This is a genomic window from Gordonia ajococcus (assembly GCF_012974285.1).
Taxonomy (GTDB): Bacteria; Actinomycetota; Actinomycetes; order Mycobacteriales; family Mycobacteriaceae; genus Gordonia; species Gordonia amicalis.
In genome coordinates, this window is sequence record NZ_CP052884.1 from 4,190,162 (window position 1) to 4,206,523 (window position 16,362).

The window sequence follows — 16,362 nt, forward strand, 5'->3', positions numbered from 1 at the left end:
CGGAGGCATCCCGCTCGCGCAGGGCTCAGGTCCACGGACTGGCCCTGCTGCTCCTCGCCGCCCACTACCCCGCCGGGCGGACCCCGTCGCGGCCAGGTACGCCGTGATCGACGGTTGGCGCGCCGTCGATCGGCGACGCCGCAGGCCGATTAGGGTGGTGATCATGGCAGGGCGCAGCATGGACTTCGATCCCATCACCGAGGCACGGGACAACTGGACCCAGGCCGGGTGGGGCGACGTCGCCGACGGCATGGTCGCGGTGACCTCGGTGATGCGCGCGCACCAGATCCTGCTCGCCCGCGTCGAGGCCACGTTGCGACCGTTCGATCTCAGCTTCTCCCGGTTCGAACTCCTTCGGCTGCTGGCGTTCTCACGCCAGGGCGCACTGCCCATCACCCAAGGCCAGCGACCGTCTCCAGGTTCACGTCACGAGCGTCACCCATGCGATCCGTCGCCTCGAGGAAGGCGGCCTCGTCCGACGTGTCCCGCACCCGACCGACGGGCGCACCACCCTCGTCGAGATCACCGACCTCGGCCGCTCCACCGTCGAGGACGCCACCAAGACCCTCAACGAGAAGGTCTTCGCCGACGTCGGCATGACCGACGACGAGATGGCCGGCCTGGTCGGGGCGATCCAGTCGTTGCGGAAGCACAACGGGGACTTCTGACCGAGATCGGTGTTGCGTTTTGTCCCGGCAACCGGGACAGAACGCAACGTCATCACGAAGCGGCCCGCAGTAGAGCACTCCGAACTGCCTCGACGACCTGCTGCGGCCGTTCGGTCAGGTCCGCCCACGTGAAATTCAGGACTGTCCATCCGTCGGCGATAAGCGCATTGCGCTTGGTCCGGTCCCGCTGAAATGTGTCGGCGTCGCGGTGGAACGCAAAGCCATCGATCTCGACGGCGAGCCTGGCCTGCGTGAACGCGAAATCGAGCAGGTACCCGCATACCGGCAGATTGGCCGTCCATCCGTCGATGCCCTCACGACGGAACAGTCCAGCGGTCAGGCGTTCAGCCTCAGAGCGTGTCCCGTCCTCGAGTTGATCGAGATACTTCGACACCGCTCCGGATCCGGCGCGTTTGGGGTATCGGCCATGTGCGGCCCGGAGGTCGGCGAGCGTCACGTCCTCGGAGAGCAGCACCGAGTCGAGGACGCCGATCCCGAGATCGACTGCCGCGTCGAGGACGGACAGCGCGGGCCTGGTGACGCGGAGGTCGTCTTCGACGGTGACGTCCTCGTCGGCGAGGTCACGGTGCCGTACCAGCGCAGTCGCCGACGACCTCGCGTGGCGCCCGCGACGTCGCGTGAGCACCAGATGTTTCGCGGGCTCCCTGGGATGCAGCCTCAGCCACCAGCACGCCGCGATCCCACCGAGCGCGGCGTCGTCGCCGACGGAGAGCACCGCGATCCGGGCCTGCGCCCGTGCCGAACGATGATGGCCGGAGACCAGGTAGACAGCGGGCGCAACCGCGGTCCAGTCCCCCGCTGCCCGGCGTCGGCTGATCGCGGACCGGCTCAGCCCGGCCGCGTGCGCCTGCGACGTCGTCAGCACGCCGTCCTGGCGAATGATGAGCTCGTTGAGGTCGACCACGGAACTTCGACGCAGCACGCGTCGACGCGGTTCCACCTCCCCCGAGCGCAAGAAATCCCGTTGCGTTTTGTCCCGGTAACCGGGACAAAACGCAACGGGATTTCAGGAGCCGTCAGGCAGGTACTTCGAGACCTAGTGCAGCGAGGTGATGATCGCGCTGAAGTCGAGGTCGGCGTGCTGCTCGGCGAAGCCGCGGTACAGCTGTGCGGCGTGGGTCCCGAGCGGTGCGCGGGCGCCGGTGCTGGCGACGGCGTCCATCGCCAGACCGAGGTCCTTGTTCATCAGTGCGGTGGCGAAGCCCGGCTTGAAATCGTTGTTCGCCGGCGAGGTCGGGACCGGGCCCGGGACCGGGCAGTTGGTCTCGATGGCCCAGCAGTTGCCGGTGGCACCGGTGACGACGTCGTAGAGCGCCTGCTCGTCGAGGCCGAGCTTCTGAGCGAGGACGAACGCCTCGCCGACCGCGATCTGCTGGACGGCGAGCAGCATGTTGTTGCACACCTTCGCCGCCTGGCCGGCACCCGCCGCACCGCAGTGGATGATCTTCCCCGCCATCGGGTCGAGGGTCCCACGCGCCGCGGAGAAGGCCTCGTCCTCGCCGCCGACCATGAAGGCCAGGGTGCCGGCCACGGCACCCTTCACCCCGCCGGAGACCGGTGCGTCGACCTGAGCGAAACCGTGGTCGACGGCGCGACGGTGGATCTCCCGCGCATCGTCGACCGAGATGGTCGACGAGTCGATGAAGAGCGCACCGGTCGGGGTGACCGGGATGATCTCGTCGTAGAGCTTCTTCACGATGCCGCCGTTGGGCAGCATGGTGATCACGACCTCGGCCGCGGCCACGGCCTCGATGGCGGCGGGGAACGTCTCGATGCCGTTGGCCTTGGCGGTCTCGACCGCCTCGGGAACCGGATCGAACCCGTGCACCGTGTGCCCGGCCTTGACCAGATTGGCGGCCATCGGGCCACCCATGTTGCCGAGGCCGAGGAAAGCGATCGTCGTCATTGTCTTTGCTCCCTAGAGTGTTTGCCTGCGAAAACCATTGCGTTGCAGCGAGTTCGCGTCAGCTCTCCCGGTAACGGGACGCGATCGAACGGCCGAGGACGACCCGCATGATCTCGTTGGTCCCCTCCAGGATGCGGTGCACACGGAGGTCGCGGACGATTTTCTCGATTCCGTACTCGGACAGATACCCGTAGCCGCCGTGCAGCTGCAGCGCCTGGTCGGCGACGTCGTAGCAGCTGTCGGTGACGAAGCGTTTCGCCATCGCACACTGCTCCACCTTGTCGGGGGCGTTGTCGTCGAGCGCGGTCGCCGCGTGCCACAGCATCAACCGTGAGGTCTGCAGCGAGGTCGCCATGTCGGCGAGTGTGAACCGGATGGTCGGCTCGTCGAGCAGCGAGTTGCCGAACGCCCGACGACTCGAGACGTAGGCGGCCGCCTTGTCGAACGCCGCCTGGGCACCACCGAGTGAGGACGCCGCGATGTTCAAACGGCCACCGTTGAGGCCGTTCATCGCGATGCCGAACCCGATGCCCTCGGTCTCGGCGAGCAGGTTGGCCGCCGGGACCCGCACCTCGTCGAGGATGACCTGCGCGGTGGGCTGTGCATGCCAACCCATCTTGTGTTCCTGCGCACCGAAACTCAGTCCGGGAGTGTCCTTCTCGATCAGGAAGGTGGAGATGCCCTTGGGTCCGGCGTCGCCGGTGCGGGCCATCACCACGTACAGGTCCGACGACCCGGCACCGGAGATGAACTGCTTGACCCCGGTGAGGACGTACTCGTCACCCTCACGCTCGGCACGGGTGGCTAGTGCCGCCGCATCCGATCCGGCACCCGGTTCGGTGAGGCAGTAGCTCGCGATGGTCTCCATCGTCGCCAGTCGCGGCACCCACTTGTTGCGCTGTTCGTCGGTGCCGTAGTGATCGATCATCCATGCGCACATGTTGTGGATGGACAGGAACGATGCGACCGCCGGATCGGCGTAGGCCAACTGCTCGAAGATCCGCACGCCGTCGAGACGGCGGAGTCCGCTGCCCCCGGCGTCCTCGGAACAGTAGATGGCACCCATCCCCAGTTCGGCCGCCTCGCGGAGCTCAGGCACCGGGAAGTGGTTGGACGCATCCCATTCCAGCGCGAAGGGCGCCAGTTTCTTGGCCGCGAAAGCCGCTGCGGTCTCGACGATGACGCGTTCGTCACCGTCGAGCCGCGCGACTGCGGCCTCGGCAAGTGTGGTCATCTCGGCCGCACTCAGTCCATCGTCGGGATGACGAACTCCGCGCCATCCTTGATGCCCGACGGCCAGCGCGTCGTGACAGTCTTTGTCTTGGTGTAGAACTGGATCGACGCCGGGCCGTGCTGGTTGAGATCGCCGAAGCCGGAACGCTTCCAGCCACCGAAGGTGTGGTAGGCCACCGGCACCGGGATCGGCACGTTGACGCCGACCATGCCGACCTCGACGCGTGCGGTGAAGTCGCGGGCGGCGTCACCGTCCTGGGTGAAGATAGCAACACCGTTGCCGTACTCGTGATCCGAGGCCAGCGCGAGGGCTTCTTCGTAGTCGTGCGCGCGCACCACCACGAGCACCGGACCGAAGATCTCGTCGGTGTAGATGCTCATGTCCTTGGTGACGTTGTCGAACAGGCTTGGTCCGATGAAGAAGCCGTTGGAGATGTCGTCGTCGCCGTACTGCTGCTCAGGCGTGCCGATCTCGCGGCCGTCGAGAACGAGCTCGGCGCCTTCCTCGACACCCTTGGCGATGTAGCCGCGGACACGATCGAGTGCGGCGGCGGTGACCAGCGGGCCGTAGTCGGCCTTGGGATCGAGGCTGTGGCCCACGCGCAGTGCGTTGGCCTTCTCGAGCATCTTCTCGCGCAACCGGTTCGCGGTCTCCTCACCGACCGGCACGGCAACGGAGAGGGCCATGCAACGCTCGCCGGCACTGCCATAGGCGGCGCCGATGATGGCGTCGGCGGCCTGGTCGAGGTCCGCGTCGGGCATGACGACGGCGTGGTTCTTGGCACCGCCGAAGCACTGCGAACGCTTGCCGTGTGCAGCGGCGGTCGAGTAGATGTACTGCGCGATGTCGGAGCTGCCGACGAAGCCGAGAGCCTTGACGTCCGGGTGGGTCAGGAGCGCGTCGACGGCTTCCTTGTCGCCGTGGACGACCTGGAAGACACCGTCGGGAAGCCCTGCCTCGGTGAACAATTCGGCCAGGCGGACAGGCACGGACGGGTCCCGCTCGCTGGGCTTGAGAATGAAGGCGTTGCCGCAGGCGAGTGCCGGGCCGGCCTTCCAGAGCGGGATCATCGCCGGGAAGTTGAACGGGGTGATACCCGCGACCACACCGAGCGGCTGGCGGACCGAGTGGACGTCGATGCCGTTGCCGGCACCCTCGGTGAACTCGCCCTTCAGCAGATGCGGGATGCCGATGGCGAACTCGATGACCTCGACTCCGCGCTGGATGTCACCGAGGGCATCGGAGTGGGTCTTGCCGTGCTCGAGCGACAGTGTGGTCGCGAGCTCGTCGGCGTTCTTGTTGACCAGGTCCACGAAGCGCATGAGGACGCGGGCACGACGCTGCGGGTTCCACGCCGCCCATTCCTTCTGCGCCTTCGAGGCGGTGGCGATGGCGGCGGCGACCTCGTCGGTCGACGCGAGCGGCACCTGGGCCTGCACGGCACCGGTACTCGGGTTGAAGACGTCGGCGAAGCGGCCACCCTCGGCGGTGACGCGCTTGCCGTTCAGGAAGTGCGGGATGGAAGGGACAGCGGGAGCGGACACGGAGATCACCTTTGATTCTTCTCGGGCGTTGCCTGGTCGGGGTCTCGGCCGGGGGCCTGACGCGTTGTTCGGGGTTTTCGGACCTGCCTCGTCGGCGTCGGAGCCGGCGGCGAGCGCCCCGTTCCGGAGTTCGGGGTTATGGCCTCTGTCACCACATAGTAGGACATCCAAGTATTTCTTCCAACCCCCTTCCCACCTGCGATTTCGCAGCGAGGAGCGGGTTAGGTTACCCTCGCTGCCAAAAGCCGACGTCGAGAGGAGTTCTGCAAATGTCGGTCGTCATCCTCTACGGAACCGAGACCGGAACGGGCGAGCTCGTCGCGGACGCCATCGCGGACGCGCTCGACCAGCACGATCCCTCGATCTACGACATGAGCGAGTACGCGGTCGAGGACCTTGCCCCGGAAGACTTCCTGGTGATCGTCTGCTCGACCTACGGCGAGGGCGAGCTCCCCACCGGTGCCGAGCCCTTCGCCGACGAACTCGAGAGCGTCAACCCCGATCTCGGCGGGCTGCGCTTCGCCGTGTTCGGGCTCGGCGACTCGATCTACGACACCTTCAACCGCGGCGGCGAGATCATCGCCGAGATGCTGACGAAGCGTGGGGCCGTCCAGGTCGGCGAGCACGCCCGCCACGACAACTCGTCGTCGATCAAGCCCGCGAAGCAGGCCGAAGAATGGGCCGAGGGCATCGCGGAACTCATCGAGGGCTGATCAGAACAGACTGGTCGACTCCGAGCTGATCATGCCGCCGGCCGTCCCACGGTCGGCGGCATTGCCGTCTCTGTGGCCACCGCCTGCTCCCATCCGCGGACAGCCGACAGCTTCGCCAGCTCACACACCGCGCGGATCATGATCGCGAGCACGATGCCGAGGAACATCGCGGTCGGCACCGAGACGTTGAGGTTCTCGCCGAGCAGCAACACGCCCAGCACCATCGCGACCGCCGGTTCGGCGACCGTCATGGACGGGAACGACGTCTGCAGGTCGCCCGCCCCGAAACCCAGCTGCTGCGCGACCACCGCACAGACCACCACCAGCACGAACAGATAGATCTCCGGCTGGACGAAGGTGCGCCAGAACTCGTGGGTCATCTGGTAGATCACCGCTTTGACCAGCAGCGCCGAGACCCCGAACATCGTGCCCGCGACGAGTCCGTAGAACAGCGCCTTGTAGTGCGGGCTGGAGCGTCGCGCCAGGATCACCAGGCCCACGACCATCCCGATGACGGCCCCGACGGTGCCCCACAGCAGGAGCGCATCCGGTCGCCGGAGTGACGGTTCCGGTCGCGAGACGATGAGGAACGTCGCGACGCAGACGACGAGCACCCCTCCCCACGCCCACTCGATGCGCGCGGGATGCCGGTGGTCCGCCCAGGCCTCCAGCGGCAACGCGAACAACACCGCGAGCACGACGAGCGGCTGTACCAGCAGGATCGACCCGAGCCCCAGGGCGGACGCCTGCAGGCCGAAGCCGCAGAGCGCGATCCCGGCACCCACCCACCATCCGACGGTGATCGCACCGTTGACCCGGGACGCACGCTGCCGCAACACGGTGCCGGCGGCGATCATCAACGCCGCCAGCACCGCCAGTAGCGCGGGAACCCAGGAGTGCACGTCCCCAAGGGTAAGGGCGTCGGGGACCCCGCGCCCGAGTCGGGCACCTGCCGGCCGCGGATGCACCCGGTGTCGCAACCCCGACAACCAGCGCCGACGACGTACATTCGAGTGCATGCGGTATCGGTCGGATCTGGAACGCCTGGCCACTCTCGACGCAGCCGCGATCGAGCGGGCCTGCGCCGACTGCACGACCCTGGACGAACTCATCGGTTGTGCCGTCGACGAACACCTCGAGTTCGATGCGCTGGCCGACGAGGCCGAGATGCACGACGAGCGCGAGCACGCCGCCTTCCTGCGCCAGGAGGCCGCCGCGTGGCGCGCGACCGTTCGCCTGTTGCGCACCATCGCCGCCGATCCGGACGCCTATCCCGCGGAGTCCCGGCGGACCGGCACCGCATGAGCGGCACACGCACCTTGATCCTGATGCGTCACGGCAAGTCGGCTTATCCTCCGGCGACGCGCGACCACGACCGCCCGCTCGCCGGACGCGGCGACCGGCAGGCCGCCCTCGCCGGGCGCTGGATGGGCGACGAAGGCCTGCGCATCGACGCGGTGCTGTGCTCGACGTCGACCCGGACCCGCCAGACCCTCGAACGGACCGGCGTGCGGGCGCCGGTCACCTTTGTCGAGGACATCTACGGCGGGGACGCCGACGACGTGCTCGAGTCCATCCGCATCCACGCGCCGGCCGACGCGGCCACGCTGCTCGTCGTCGGACACGAGCCCGGTATGCCACAGACCGCGCTGACGCTCGATCCGGCCGGTCCGATCGATCGGTTTCCGACGTCCGCGTATGCGGTACTCACCGTCTCGCAGCCATGGGAGCGCCTCGGTATGGCGCCGGACCCCGACGCTCACCTCGTCGGCGTGCGGATACCTCGGGAGGAGTGACCGCGGCTGCTCGACCCGACCCCGAGCGAGCATAGGAGCGCGTATGCGCGAGACCCAGCGGACCATCATCGAAGCCCTGGGGGTCCGACCCTCCATCGATCCCGCCGACGAGGTGGAGCGGCGGGTGGGCTTCCTCGCCGACTATCTCCGCGCGGTCGGCGCGTCGGGATATGTGCTCGGCCTGTCGGGCGGCGTCGACTCGACGCTGGCCGGGCGCCTGGCCCAGATCGCGGCGGAGCGTGTCCGGGCCGATGGCGCCGACGCGGTGTTCGTGGGCATGCGTCTGCCGTATCGGGTACAGCACGACGAGCACGACGCCGCCGCCGCCGTCGAGTTCGTGGCGGCCGACGAGACGCTGACCGTCAACGTGGCGCCGGGAGTGGATGCCCTGAACAGCGAGATCTCGGGGGCGATGGGCGCGCCGCTCACCGACTTCACCAAGGGCAATGCCAAGGCACGACACCGCATGGTCGCGCAGTACGCCGTGGCCGGCGACCGCGGGCTGCTGGTGATCGGCGCCGACCACGCGGCCGAGAACGTCACCGGTTTCTTCACCAAGTACGGCGACGGCGCCGCGGACATCCTGCCGCTGTCGGGTCTGAACAAGCGTCAGGGCCGATCGCTGCTGCGTCACCTCGGTGCGCCGCAGCAACTGTGGGAGAAGATCCCGACCGCCGACCTGCTCGACGAGAAGGCGGGCCAGACCGACGAAGACGAACTGGGCCTGACCTACGAGATCATCGACGACTACCTCGAAGGCCGCGAGGTCCCGATCGATGCGGTGGAGAAGATCGAGGCCGCCTGGCACCGCAACCGGCACAAGCGCACGACTCCGGTGGAACTCGACGACTCCTGGTGGCGGGCCTAGCTGTACTGACCCGGGACGTTAGGTACCGCGTTCGGCGAGTCGACGTGACATAGGGAAGACCTCCGAGTGAGGTGTGGAGCTGTCTAAGAACCGCTCCTCAACCCGGAGGTCTTCATGTCTCACCGTAATTCACCGTTGTCCCCGACTGGCCGGCTGCGTCTGGCTCGGTGTGTTGTCGAGGATGGGTGGCCGCTGCGGCGTGCCGCGGACCGTTTCAATGTCTCGGTGACCACGGCCAAACGGTGGGCCGACCGCTACCGCGACCACGGGCCCGCCGGGATGGTTGACCGCTCAAGCCGGCCCCGCTCATGCCCGCATCGCACCACCCGTCGCCGGGAACGCCGGGTGGTGGGGTTACGCGTGTCGCGCCGTTGGGGACCAGCTCGGATCGGGTTCCACCTGGGGTTGAACGTGTCCACAGTCCACCGCATCCTCACCCGGTACCAGTGTGTGCGGTTGTCGTGGACCGACCCAGCAACAGGGGCGCCCGTACGTGCCCGCAGACGCGAGATTCGTCAGTACGAACGCCAAGCGCCCGGAGACTTGATCCACGTCGACATCAAGAAACTCGGCAGAATCCCCGACGGTGGCGGACACCGCATCCACGGCCGCGCCCGAGGCGGCCGCAACTCCAGCGCCCACCGCGAGCCCGCACGACCCCGCAAAGTCCACGGCCGCCCCAACCTGGGATACGCGTTCCTCCACCACGCCGTCGACGACCATTCCCGCTACGCCTACTCAGAGATCCTCGGTGATGAGAAGAAGGAAACCGCGACCGCGTTCATGACCCGTGCCTTGGCGCACTTCGCCTCTATCGGTGTCACCACCGCGCGGGTGATGACCGACAACGGGTCATGTTATCGGTCCCGAATGTTCCGGAAGTTGTTGGCCGACAACGAGATCACGCACAAGTGGACCCGCCCGTACCGGCCGCAAACCAACGGCAAGGTCGAACGCTTCAACCGCACCCTGCAGGAGGAATGGGCCTACGCCCGCCCCTACCTCAGCGAAACCGAACGCGTCGCGGCCTTCCCCGAGTTCCTGCGCATCTACAATCACGAACGCGGCCACACCGCACTGCGAGGCAACTCACCCGTCAGCCGCGTACCCAACCTGGCAGGTCAGTACACCTAGCGAGCCGGCGCGCGATCTTCGGGCACTCCGCGGTTTACTGTTGTCGACGTGTCTGTCTACGCAAACGGCTTCGTTCGGGTCGCGGGTGCGGTGCCCGTCCTCACGATCGCCGAACCCGCCGCGAATGCCGCACGCACCGTCGAGCTGATGCGGCGCGCCGCCGACGACGGCGCCGCTCTGGTAGTCTTCCCCGAGCTCGGGCTCTGCGGCTACAGCATCGACGACCTGTTCCACCAGGACGCGCTGATCGACGGGTGCCGCGACGCACTGAGCGAGATCGCCACGGCCAGTAGGGGTCTCCGACCACTGATCGTGGTGGGTCTGCCGATGGTCGTCGGCGACGGACTGTTCAACTGCGCGGCGGTCATCCACGACGGCGAGGTGCTCGGCATCGTCCCGAAGTCGTATCTGCCGAACTACCGCGAGTTCTACGAACAGCGATTCTTCTCGGCCGCCCGCGATGCGGTGCCCACCACCGTGACCGTCGACGGCAAAGAGGTCCCGTTCGGGGCGGATCTGATCTTCGAGGCGACCGATCTGCCCGGTTTCGCACTGCATGTCGAGATCTGCGAGGACGGCTGGGTGGCGATCCCGCCGAGCACCTGGGCGGCCCTGGGCGGCGCGACCGTGCTGGCCAATCTGTCCGGCAGCCCGGTCACGATCGGCAAGGAGTCCTACCGGAAGAACCTCTGCACAGGCCATTCCGCGCGCACGATCTCCGCGCACGTCTACGTCGCGGCGGGTTACGGCGAGTCGACCACCGATCTCGCCTGGGACGGTGACGCCCTCATCACCGAGAACGGCTCTCTGCTGGCCCGGAGCGAACAGTTCGCGACCACCGATCAGGTGATCTCCGCGGACATCGACCTCGACCGGCTCCGGCAGGAACGCATGCGGATGATCAGCCTGCGCGACCAGGCCGGCGATTACTCCGATCAACTGAAGTCGTTGCGGCGCATCGGGTTCTCGTTCGGCGAACTGAACGGCGACGACGATGTGCTGCGCCGGGTCGTGCCCCGATTTCCTTATGTCCCGACGGATTCCGCCGATCTCGACGAGCGCTGTGCCGAGGTCCGGCACATCCAGGTGCAGGGTCTGGCCCAGCGGTTGCGCTCGACGGGCATCGACAAGATCGTCATCGGCGTCTCCGGCGGACTCGACTCGACTCTCGCACTGCTCGTCGCGGTCGACACCTTCGACCGACTCGGCCTGCCCCGCACCAACATCCTGGGTTACACGATGCCCGGTTTCGCCACCGGCGGCGCGACGCTGCGCCGGTCTCACATCCTGATGAACTCACTCGGTGTGACCGGCAAGGAGATCGACATCCGGCCGTCGTGCGAGCAGATGCTCGCCGACCTCGACCACCCCTACTCCCGCGGCGAGAAGGTCTACGACGTCACCTTCGAGAACGTGCAGGCCGGTGAACGCACGTCGCATCTGTTCCGGCTGGCGAACCACCACGGCGCCATCGTCCTCGGCACCGGCGACCTGTCCGAACTCGCGCTCGGGTGGTGCACATACGGTGTCGGCGACCAGATGTCGCACTACAACGTCAACGGCTCGGTGCCGAAAACCCTCATCCAGCACCTGATCCGGTGGATGATCAGCAACAGCCACCATTCCGCGGAGACCACCGAGGTGCTCGCCGAGATCCTCGACGACGTCATCTCCCCCGAACTCGTCCCGGCCGGCGACGACGGGAAGATCCAGTCCACCGAGGACACCGTCGGCCCGTACGAACTCCACGACTTCTTCCTCTACTACGTGACCCGGTTCGGGTATCGGCCGACCAAGGTCGCCTACCTCGCCCGGCAGGCCTGGGGTGACCGCTCACGCGGCCCGTGGTCGGAGCTGCTGGTCGAGGACAAGCGCAACGAGTACGACACCGCGACCATCGAGCACTGGCTCGGGATCTTCCTGAAGCGCTTCATGGGCAACCAGTTCAAACGCACCGCCATGCCCAACGGCCCCAAGATCGGTTCGGGCGGTTCGCTGTCACCGCGCGGCGACTGGCGTTCGCCGTCCGATGCGTCGGCGCGGGTCTGGCTCGACCAGCTGGCGGGCGGATCGGACCGGGTGTAGCGCCCACCGGTCACGCCGCGCGCGGCGCGGCTCAGTCGCAGGCGGCGAGCAGCTGTTTGAGCTGATCGTCGAAGGCGTTGGCGATCTCCCACGGGTCGGGGGTCTGGTCGGTGCACGCCAGGATGCCGATGTTGAGGTGTCCGTCGGCGGAGAACACCGTGATGTTCAGTCCGAGTCCGTGGAAGATCGGCCCGAGCGGGTAGACGGCGGTGACGCGTGAACCGAGGAAGTAGAGCGGGAAATCGGGGCCGGCCACGTTGGACACGAGGACGTTGAAGATCGGCGGATGCGCCGAGGCAAGCTTCCGGTTGCCGTAGAACTTCATCGCCGTCGACAGTGTGACCCCCGGTGCGAACTGAGCCCAGGACCGCAGGATGTTGGCGTCGATCTCGGCGTGGTGTTCCTTCGACTTTCGGCTGAACTCCGCCTGCTTCTCGAGTCGCTCCACCGGATCCTCGACGTCAGTGGACAACTGGGTGAACATTCCCGTCACCTTGTTGGTGCCCTCGACCACGAGGTCGGACTCGTCGGCACCGTGGACGGACACCGGCACCATCCCGACGAGCGGCCTGTCGGGCAGCTCGTCGTGTTCGAGTAGGTAGGTGCGCATCGCACCGCCGACCAGCGCCAGCACGACGTCGTTGAGCTTCACCCCGAAGTGGTTCTTCACGCGCTTGACGTCGTCGAGCGACAGTTGGCTGAGGCCGATGCTGCGGTGGGGCGTGATCGCCGAGTTGAACCGGGTCCGGGGCGCCATGAACGGTGCGGGCATGGCGGACTGCCGTTGAGCCCGGCGCAGCCAGCCGACCGGGACGCTGACCGTCCGCGGCAACAGTTTCGCCATCGCCTGCGGGCGCTGGCGAAGTAGTTGATCGCCCCGGTCGCGGCGATCGTTGCGCGCGACGGCGGGCCCGCCGATTCGTGGACCTTCGACGAGTCGAGTTCGGGTGGGTCCGGTGTGAGAGTGCACATCTGGGCGAGCATCTCGGCGCTGGTGACACCGTCGGTGCCGGCGTGGTGCATACGCAGCATCGCGCAAATGCGGCCGTTGGAGAGCCCTTCGATGATCCACAGTTCCCAGAGGGGCTTGCCCCGGTCGAGGGTCTGGCCGGCGAGATGACCGCACAGTTCGGCGACCTCACCCGCACCGCCCGGCGCGGGCACCGCCACGCGATGGACGTGACGCTGGATGTCGAAGTCCTCGTCCTCGATCCACACCGGGTGGTCGATGTTGAAGATCGAGTTGTCGAGCTTTCGGCGGAAGGCCGGGATCGCGGCGACGCGCCGCTCCATCTCCTCGCGCAGCCTGTCGAAGTTGTACCCGCCGGGCATGGTGCTCGGATCGATCTCCACGAGACCGATGACGTGCATCAGCTGGCTCCGGGTCTCCAGGTAGAGGAACGAAGCGTCCAAACCACTCAACCGCTGCATGACATCAACCTCTCGTCTCCCCGCACCCGAAAGCCCCCACGCCATCATGCCGCACGCCGGAGACTCCGGAAGCGTGTTCGTCCCAGTCGATCGACCAGGTTGTCCTCCACCGCCCGGACAGGACTCAGATCGGCATCGAATCGACCATCTGGAGGACGTTCTGGGCCGGGGTCTCCAGCACCACGATCATCGCCAGTTCCCGAGCCGGGTCGTCGGTGATCTTGAAGACGCCGCGACCGTTCTCGTCGATGAGGCCGGTGCCGTGCTTCCACCGCACCGGCCGCGAGGTCGCCGACGAGCGGGAGTACTCGGCGTTGAGGGCGTCCTTGGAGGCGAACCAGAACACGCCGAACGGGCGGTCGACCGCCCCCGCGGCGCATCGCACCACGAACACGGTGCGCACCTTGCCGTTTCCGGTCTCCGACGGGCCGACCTCGTCGCGGCCGCCGGCGTACCTACGGACGCACTCGGCGTTGCCCCATCTCGCGGCGGTGTCCGGGGTCTGTGGGAGGAGCTCGGGGAACTGCGCCACGAGCGGCGCGAAGACCCCCCAGGTCGCGCCAGTGCGTACGGACTGCGACGGGCTCGGCGGCGAGACGGTGTCGCCGTCCAGCGCGGCCACCCGGTAGGTGTGTTCGCCTGCGGGCACCGAGGCGTCGACGACCTCGGTCTCCGTACCGCGGTACACGACTATCCCGTCGTCGCGGACGAGCTGATAGCCCGTCGCACCCGGCACCGCATCCCAGGTCGCGACGAGGCGTCCGGTTCCGGCGTCGAGTTTCAGGCCGGTCGGTGCATCCGGCACGTCGACGCTGGTGAGCGCACGTACCGAGAAGAAGGAGCCGACGGCGAGCAGCACCGCGGCGACGACGATCGCCGCGATCGTCCACGGCCGCACGGTCGGTGAGTTCGGCGGGGTGGTGGGCGGGCCCGCGGGTGGGGTGGTCACAGGTTGTGCCATCAGATCGGCAGCCTCTTCAGCAGATCGGCCGCAGCGGCAGCCGGTTTGCCGGGCACCACGACCCACACGACCGACTTGGCGCGGTCGCCGGTGTCATGGGCGAGGATGGCCTGCCCCTGATCACGCTGCTTGTCCGAGAGGTACAGCGTCCCCGTGAAACCCTGCGCCGTTGTGTAACCGGTGCCGCGCAGATTGTAGGCGGTCACGTCCGCCGCCGCCCGCGCCTCCTCGGGTGTGTCGTACACGTCGACGATCACCTGGTAGTCCGCATTCTTCGCCTCGTCGTCGCGGTAACGGGTGCACCACACGGTGCGCTTGGAGGACTCGAACGCGAGGTCGCCGTCCTCGCCCCAGCACCGCATGCCGTCGAAACCGTTGGTGCTCAACGGAGATGCCGGCACGAGGTCGTGGTAGAGGTCGGCGATGGGTTGAAGTTCGCCCCAGGTCATGAAGACGTCGACAGCCTCTGAGTTGCGGGAGAACTCCGAGGTCCGGCCGTCCTCGTCCTGCGCAGCGACCTGGTAGGTGTACGTACCCGGAATCGGGCGCGGTGCGGTGAATTTCGTATCGGGACCGGAGTAGATGACCTCGTGGTTCTGGGTGACGACGTAGTCGGTCGCGTCGTCGACGTGACCCCAGGACAGTTCGACGGCGGTCGTCGTCACCTCGGCGTCGGGTGCGTTCGGGGTCTCCAGTGTCCCCGCCGAGGTGCTCACGAATCCGGCACCGGCGCCGAGGATTCCGGCGATCAGCGCGACCGCCGCCCCGATCGCGACGACCGTGGCGCCACCTCCACGCCGGACGGGCCGGGCCGGTTCCGCGGCATGTGTGGGCTCCCATCCGTGCAGGGTCTCGGTCGAGACCATCGGCGGCCCCAGCCGCTCCCGGGCGGTCGGATCGGTCGCCCGATCACGGTACGCCGCAGATGAAGTCGGATCTCCGGCGGCAGGCATGCCCGGAGCCGACCCCGAAGAACCCGGAGACGCATGGGGATCCGGCTGCATACGCGGCCCGACGAGGGTCTGACGGGTGTCGAAGGCATCGTGCAGGGCGTCGGCGAACTCGCCGGCGGTCGGGTACCTGTCGTCTGGGTTCTTGGCCATCGCCCGAGCGAGGACCGCGTCGACCGCGGCCGGGAGCGCCCCATTGCGACTGCTCGCCGGCGGCGGCTCGTGGTACATGTGCGCGGTCATCAGGCCGTGCAGCGACGTCGCATCGAAAGGCGGTGCGCCGGTGAGGAGTTCGAAGGCGGTGGCGCCGAGCGAATAGATGTCGCTACGGGGGTCGACGCGTCGGCCCTCGATCTGCTCGGGCGACGCGTAATGCATCGTCCCGATCGTGATGCCGGTCCCGGTCAGGTTCGTCACCTCGTCGAGCACCTGCGCGATGCCGAAGTCGGTGACCTTGACGGCCTCGGGTGTGAGGGAGCCGGTGTTTCCGGGACGGTCGCCGCCGAGACCCGGGGTGACGAGGATGTTCGCCGGTTTGATGTCGCGGTGCATGATCCCGCGACGGTGCGCGGCGTCGAGCCCGGCGGCCACGCCGCGGACGATCGTGCACGCCAGCCGAGGGTCGAGGGGCGCGTCGGCCGCGAGCATCCGCGCGACGTCGACACCGGGCACGTACTCCATCGCGATCCAGAGCTGACCCTCGAAGACCCCCCGGTCGTAGACGGTGACGACATTGGGGTGGTGTAGCGGCGCGACGATGTCCGCCTCCCGCTCGAACCGGGCGCGGAACACCGGATCGGTGGCGTGTCCCGACCGCAGGACCTTGAGTGCATCCGACCGCGGCAGCCGCGGGTGGGCCGCCTTGTAGACGTCGCCCATGCCACCGCGTCCGAGCACGTCAAGGACGCGGTACCCCGCGATCAGGTCCCCTACCTGGTACATGACGTCCTCACCGATACCCCGTGCACCCGCGGCTTCGGGCGGATGCATAGGCACCGAATGCTACCGAGTGTCACCAAACCCCGGCCGGGTACACCGTCCGAACCCTACG

13 protein-coding genes and 2 pseudogenes are annotated in these 16,362 nt (G+C 67.7%); 7 read left to right on the plus strand and 8 right to left on the minus strand.

Features of this window, described 5'->3' with window-relative positions; translation table 11 throughout:
• The first annotated feature begins 163 nt into the window (after positions 1-163).
• Positions 164-668, plus strand: a pseudogene (locus GAA2_RS18900) (MarR family transcriptional regulator).
• A 52-nt stretch (positions 669-720) separates the two neighbouring features.
• Here GAA2_RS18900 and GAA2_RS18905 read toward each other — a convergent pair.
• The 4 genes from GAA2_RS18905 to GAA2_RS18920 all read right to left on the minus strand — a co-directional run bounded on the left by GAA2_RS18905 (position 721) and on the right by GAA2_RS18920 (position 5,373).
• Positions 721-1,593: a type IV toxin-antitoxin system AbiEi family antitoxin domain-containing protein gene (locus tag GAA2_RS18905; RefSeq protein WP_006436949.1), complete on the minus strand. Its 873-nt coding sequence runs from the start codon at positions 1,591-1,593 to the stop codon at positions 721-723.
• A 132-nt stretch (positions 1,594-1,725) separates the two neighbouring features.
• Positions 1,726-2,595, minus strand: coding sequence for a 3-hydroxyisobutyrate dehydrogenase (gene mmsB / locus GAA2_RS18910; protein ID WP_006436950.1), 870 nt, complete (start codon positions 2,593-2,595; stop codon positions 1,726-1,728).
• Positions 2,596-2,653: 58 nt separating this feature from the next.
• Positions 2,654-3,829, minus strand: a complete 1,176-nt coding sequence (locus tag GAA2_RS18915) for an acyl-CoA dehydrogenase family protein (protein ID WP_006436951.1) — start codon at positions 3,827-3,829, stop codon at positions 2,654-2,656.
• Positions 3,830-3,840: 11 nt separating this feature from the next.
• On the minus strand, positions 3,841-5,373 hold the full coding sequence (locus tag GAA2_RS18920; protein WP_096275012.1) for a CoA-acylating methylmalonate-semialdehyde dehydrogenase: 1,533 nt from the start codon (positions 5,371-5,373) through the stop codon (positions 3,841-3,843).
• A 269-nt stretch (positions 5,374-5,642) separates the two neighbouring features.
• Between GAA2_RS18920 and GAA2_RS18925 the strand changes: the two genes are divergently transcribed.
• Positions 5,643-6,086: a flavodoxin domain-containing protein gene (locus GAA2_RS18925; RefSeq protein ID WP_006436953.1), complete on the plus strand. Its 444-nt coding sequence runs from the start codon at positions 5,643-5,645 to the stop codon at positions 6,084-6,086.
• A 29-nt stretch (positions 6,087-6,115) separates the two neighbouring features.
• Here GAA2_RS18925 and GAA2_RS18930 read toward each other — a convergent pair whose 3' ends face one another.
• Positions 6,116-6,988 carry a DMT family transporter gene (locus GAA2_RS18930; RefSeq protein ID WP_006436954.1) on the minus strand — a complete coding sequence of 291 codons (873 nt, stop codon included), beginning with the start codon at positions 6,986-6,988 and terminating at the stop codon, positions 6,116-6,118.
• Positions 6,989-7,103: 115 nt separating this feature from the next.
• On the opposite strand from GAA2_RS18930, the gene GAA2_RS18935 reads away from it, so the two are divergent.
• From GAA2_RS18935 to GAA2_RS18955, 5 genes are all read left to right on the plus strand, one after another.
• Positions 7,104-7,391 carry a hypothetical protein gene (locus tag GAA2_RS18935; RefSeq protein WP_006436955.1) on the plus strand — a complete coding sequence of 96 codons (288 nt, stop codon included), beginning with the start codon at positions 7,104-7,106 and terminating at the stop codon, positions 7,389-7,391.
• Entirely contained in the window at positions 7,388-7,882 is a 495-nt protein-coding gene (locus GAA2_RS18940) for a SixA phosphatase family protein (protein ID WP_006436956.1), read from the plus strand. Before GAA2_RS18935 ends, GAA2_RS18940 begins: the two co-directional genes overlap by 4 nt.
• A gap of 43 nt (positions 7,883-7,925) precedes the next feature.
• Entirely contained in the window at positions 7,926-8,750 is an 825-nt protein-coding gene (gene nadE, locus GAA2_RS18945; protein ID WP_159404980.1) for an ammonia-dependent NAD(+) synthetase, read from the plus strand.
• A 114-nt stretch (positions 8,751-8,864) separates the two neighbouring features.
• A complete protein-coding gene (locus GAA2_RS18950; RefSeq protein ID WP_159405211.1) occupies positions 8,865-9,884 on the plus strand; it encodes an IS481 family transposase in 1,020 nt (339 codons plus the stop codon).
• Between the two features lie 48 nt (positions 9,885-9,932).
• A complete protein-coding gene (locus tag GAA2_RS18955; protein ID WP_159405212.1) occupies positions 9,933-11,969 on the plus strand; it encodes an NAD(+) synthase in 2,037 nt (678 codons plus the stop codon).
• A 31-nt stretch (positions 11,970-12,000) separates the two neighbouring features.
• Here the strand turns inward: GAA2_RS18955 and GAA2_RS18960 are convergent.
• From GAA2_RS18960 to GAA2_RS18970, 3 genes and pseudogenes are all read right to left on the minus strand, one after another.
• Positions 12,001-13,400 (minus strand): annotated as a pseudogene (locus GAA2_RS18960) (WS/DGAT/MGAT family O-acyltransferase).
• Positions 13,401-13,524: 124 nt separating this feature from the next.
• Complete coding sequence (locus tag GAA2_RS18965) at positions 13,525-14,361, minus strand: fibronectin type III domain-containing protein (RefSeq protein WP_096274622.1); 837 nt, start codon at positions 14,359-14,361, stop codon at positions 13,525-13,527.
• On the minus strand, positions 14,361-16,253 hold the full coding sequence (locus GAA2_RS18970; RefSeq protein ID WP_096275013.1) for a serine/threonine-protein kinase: 1,893 nt from the start codon (positions 16,251-16,253) through the stop codon (positions 14,361-14,363). Before GAA2_RS18970 ends, GAA2_RS18965 begins: the two co-directional genes overlap by 1 nt.
• Positions 16,254-16,362: the final 109 nt, after the last annotated feature.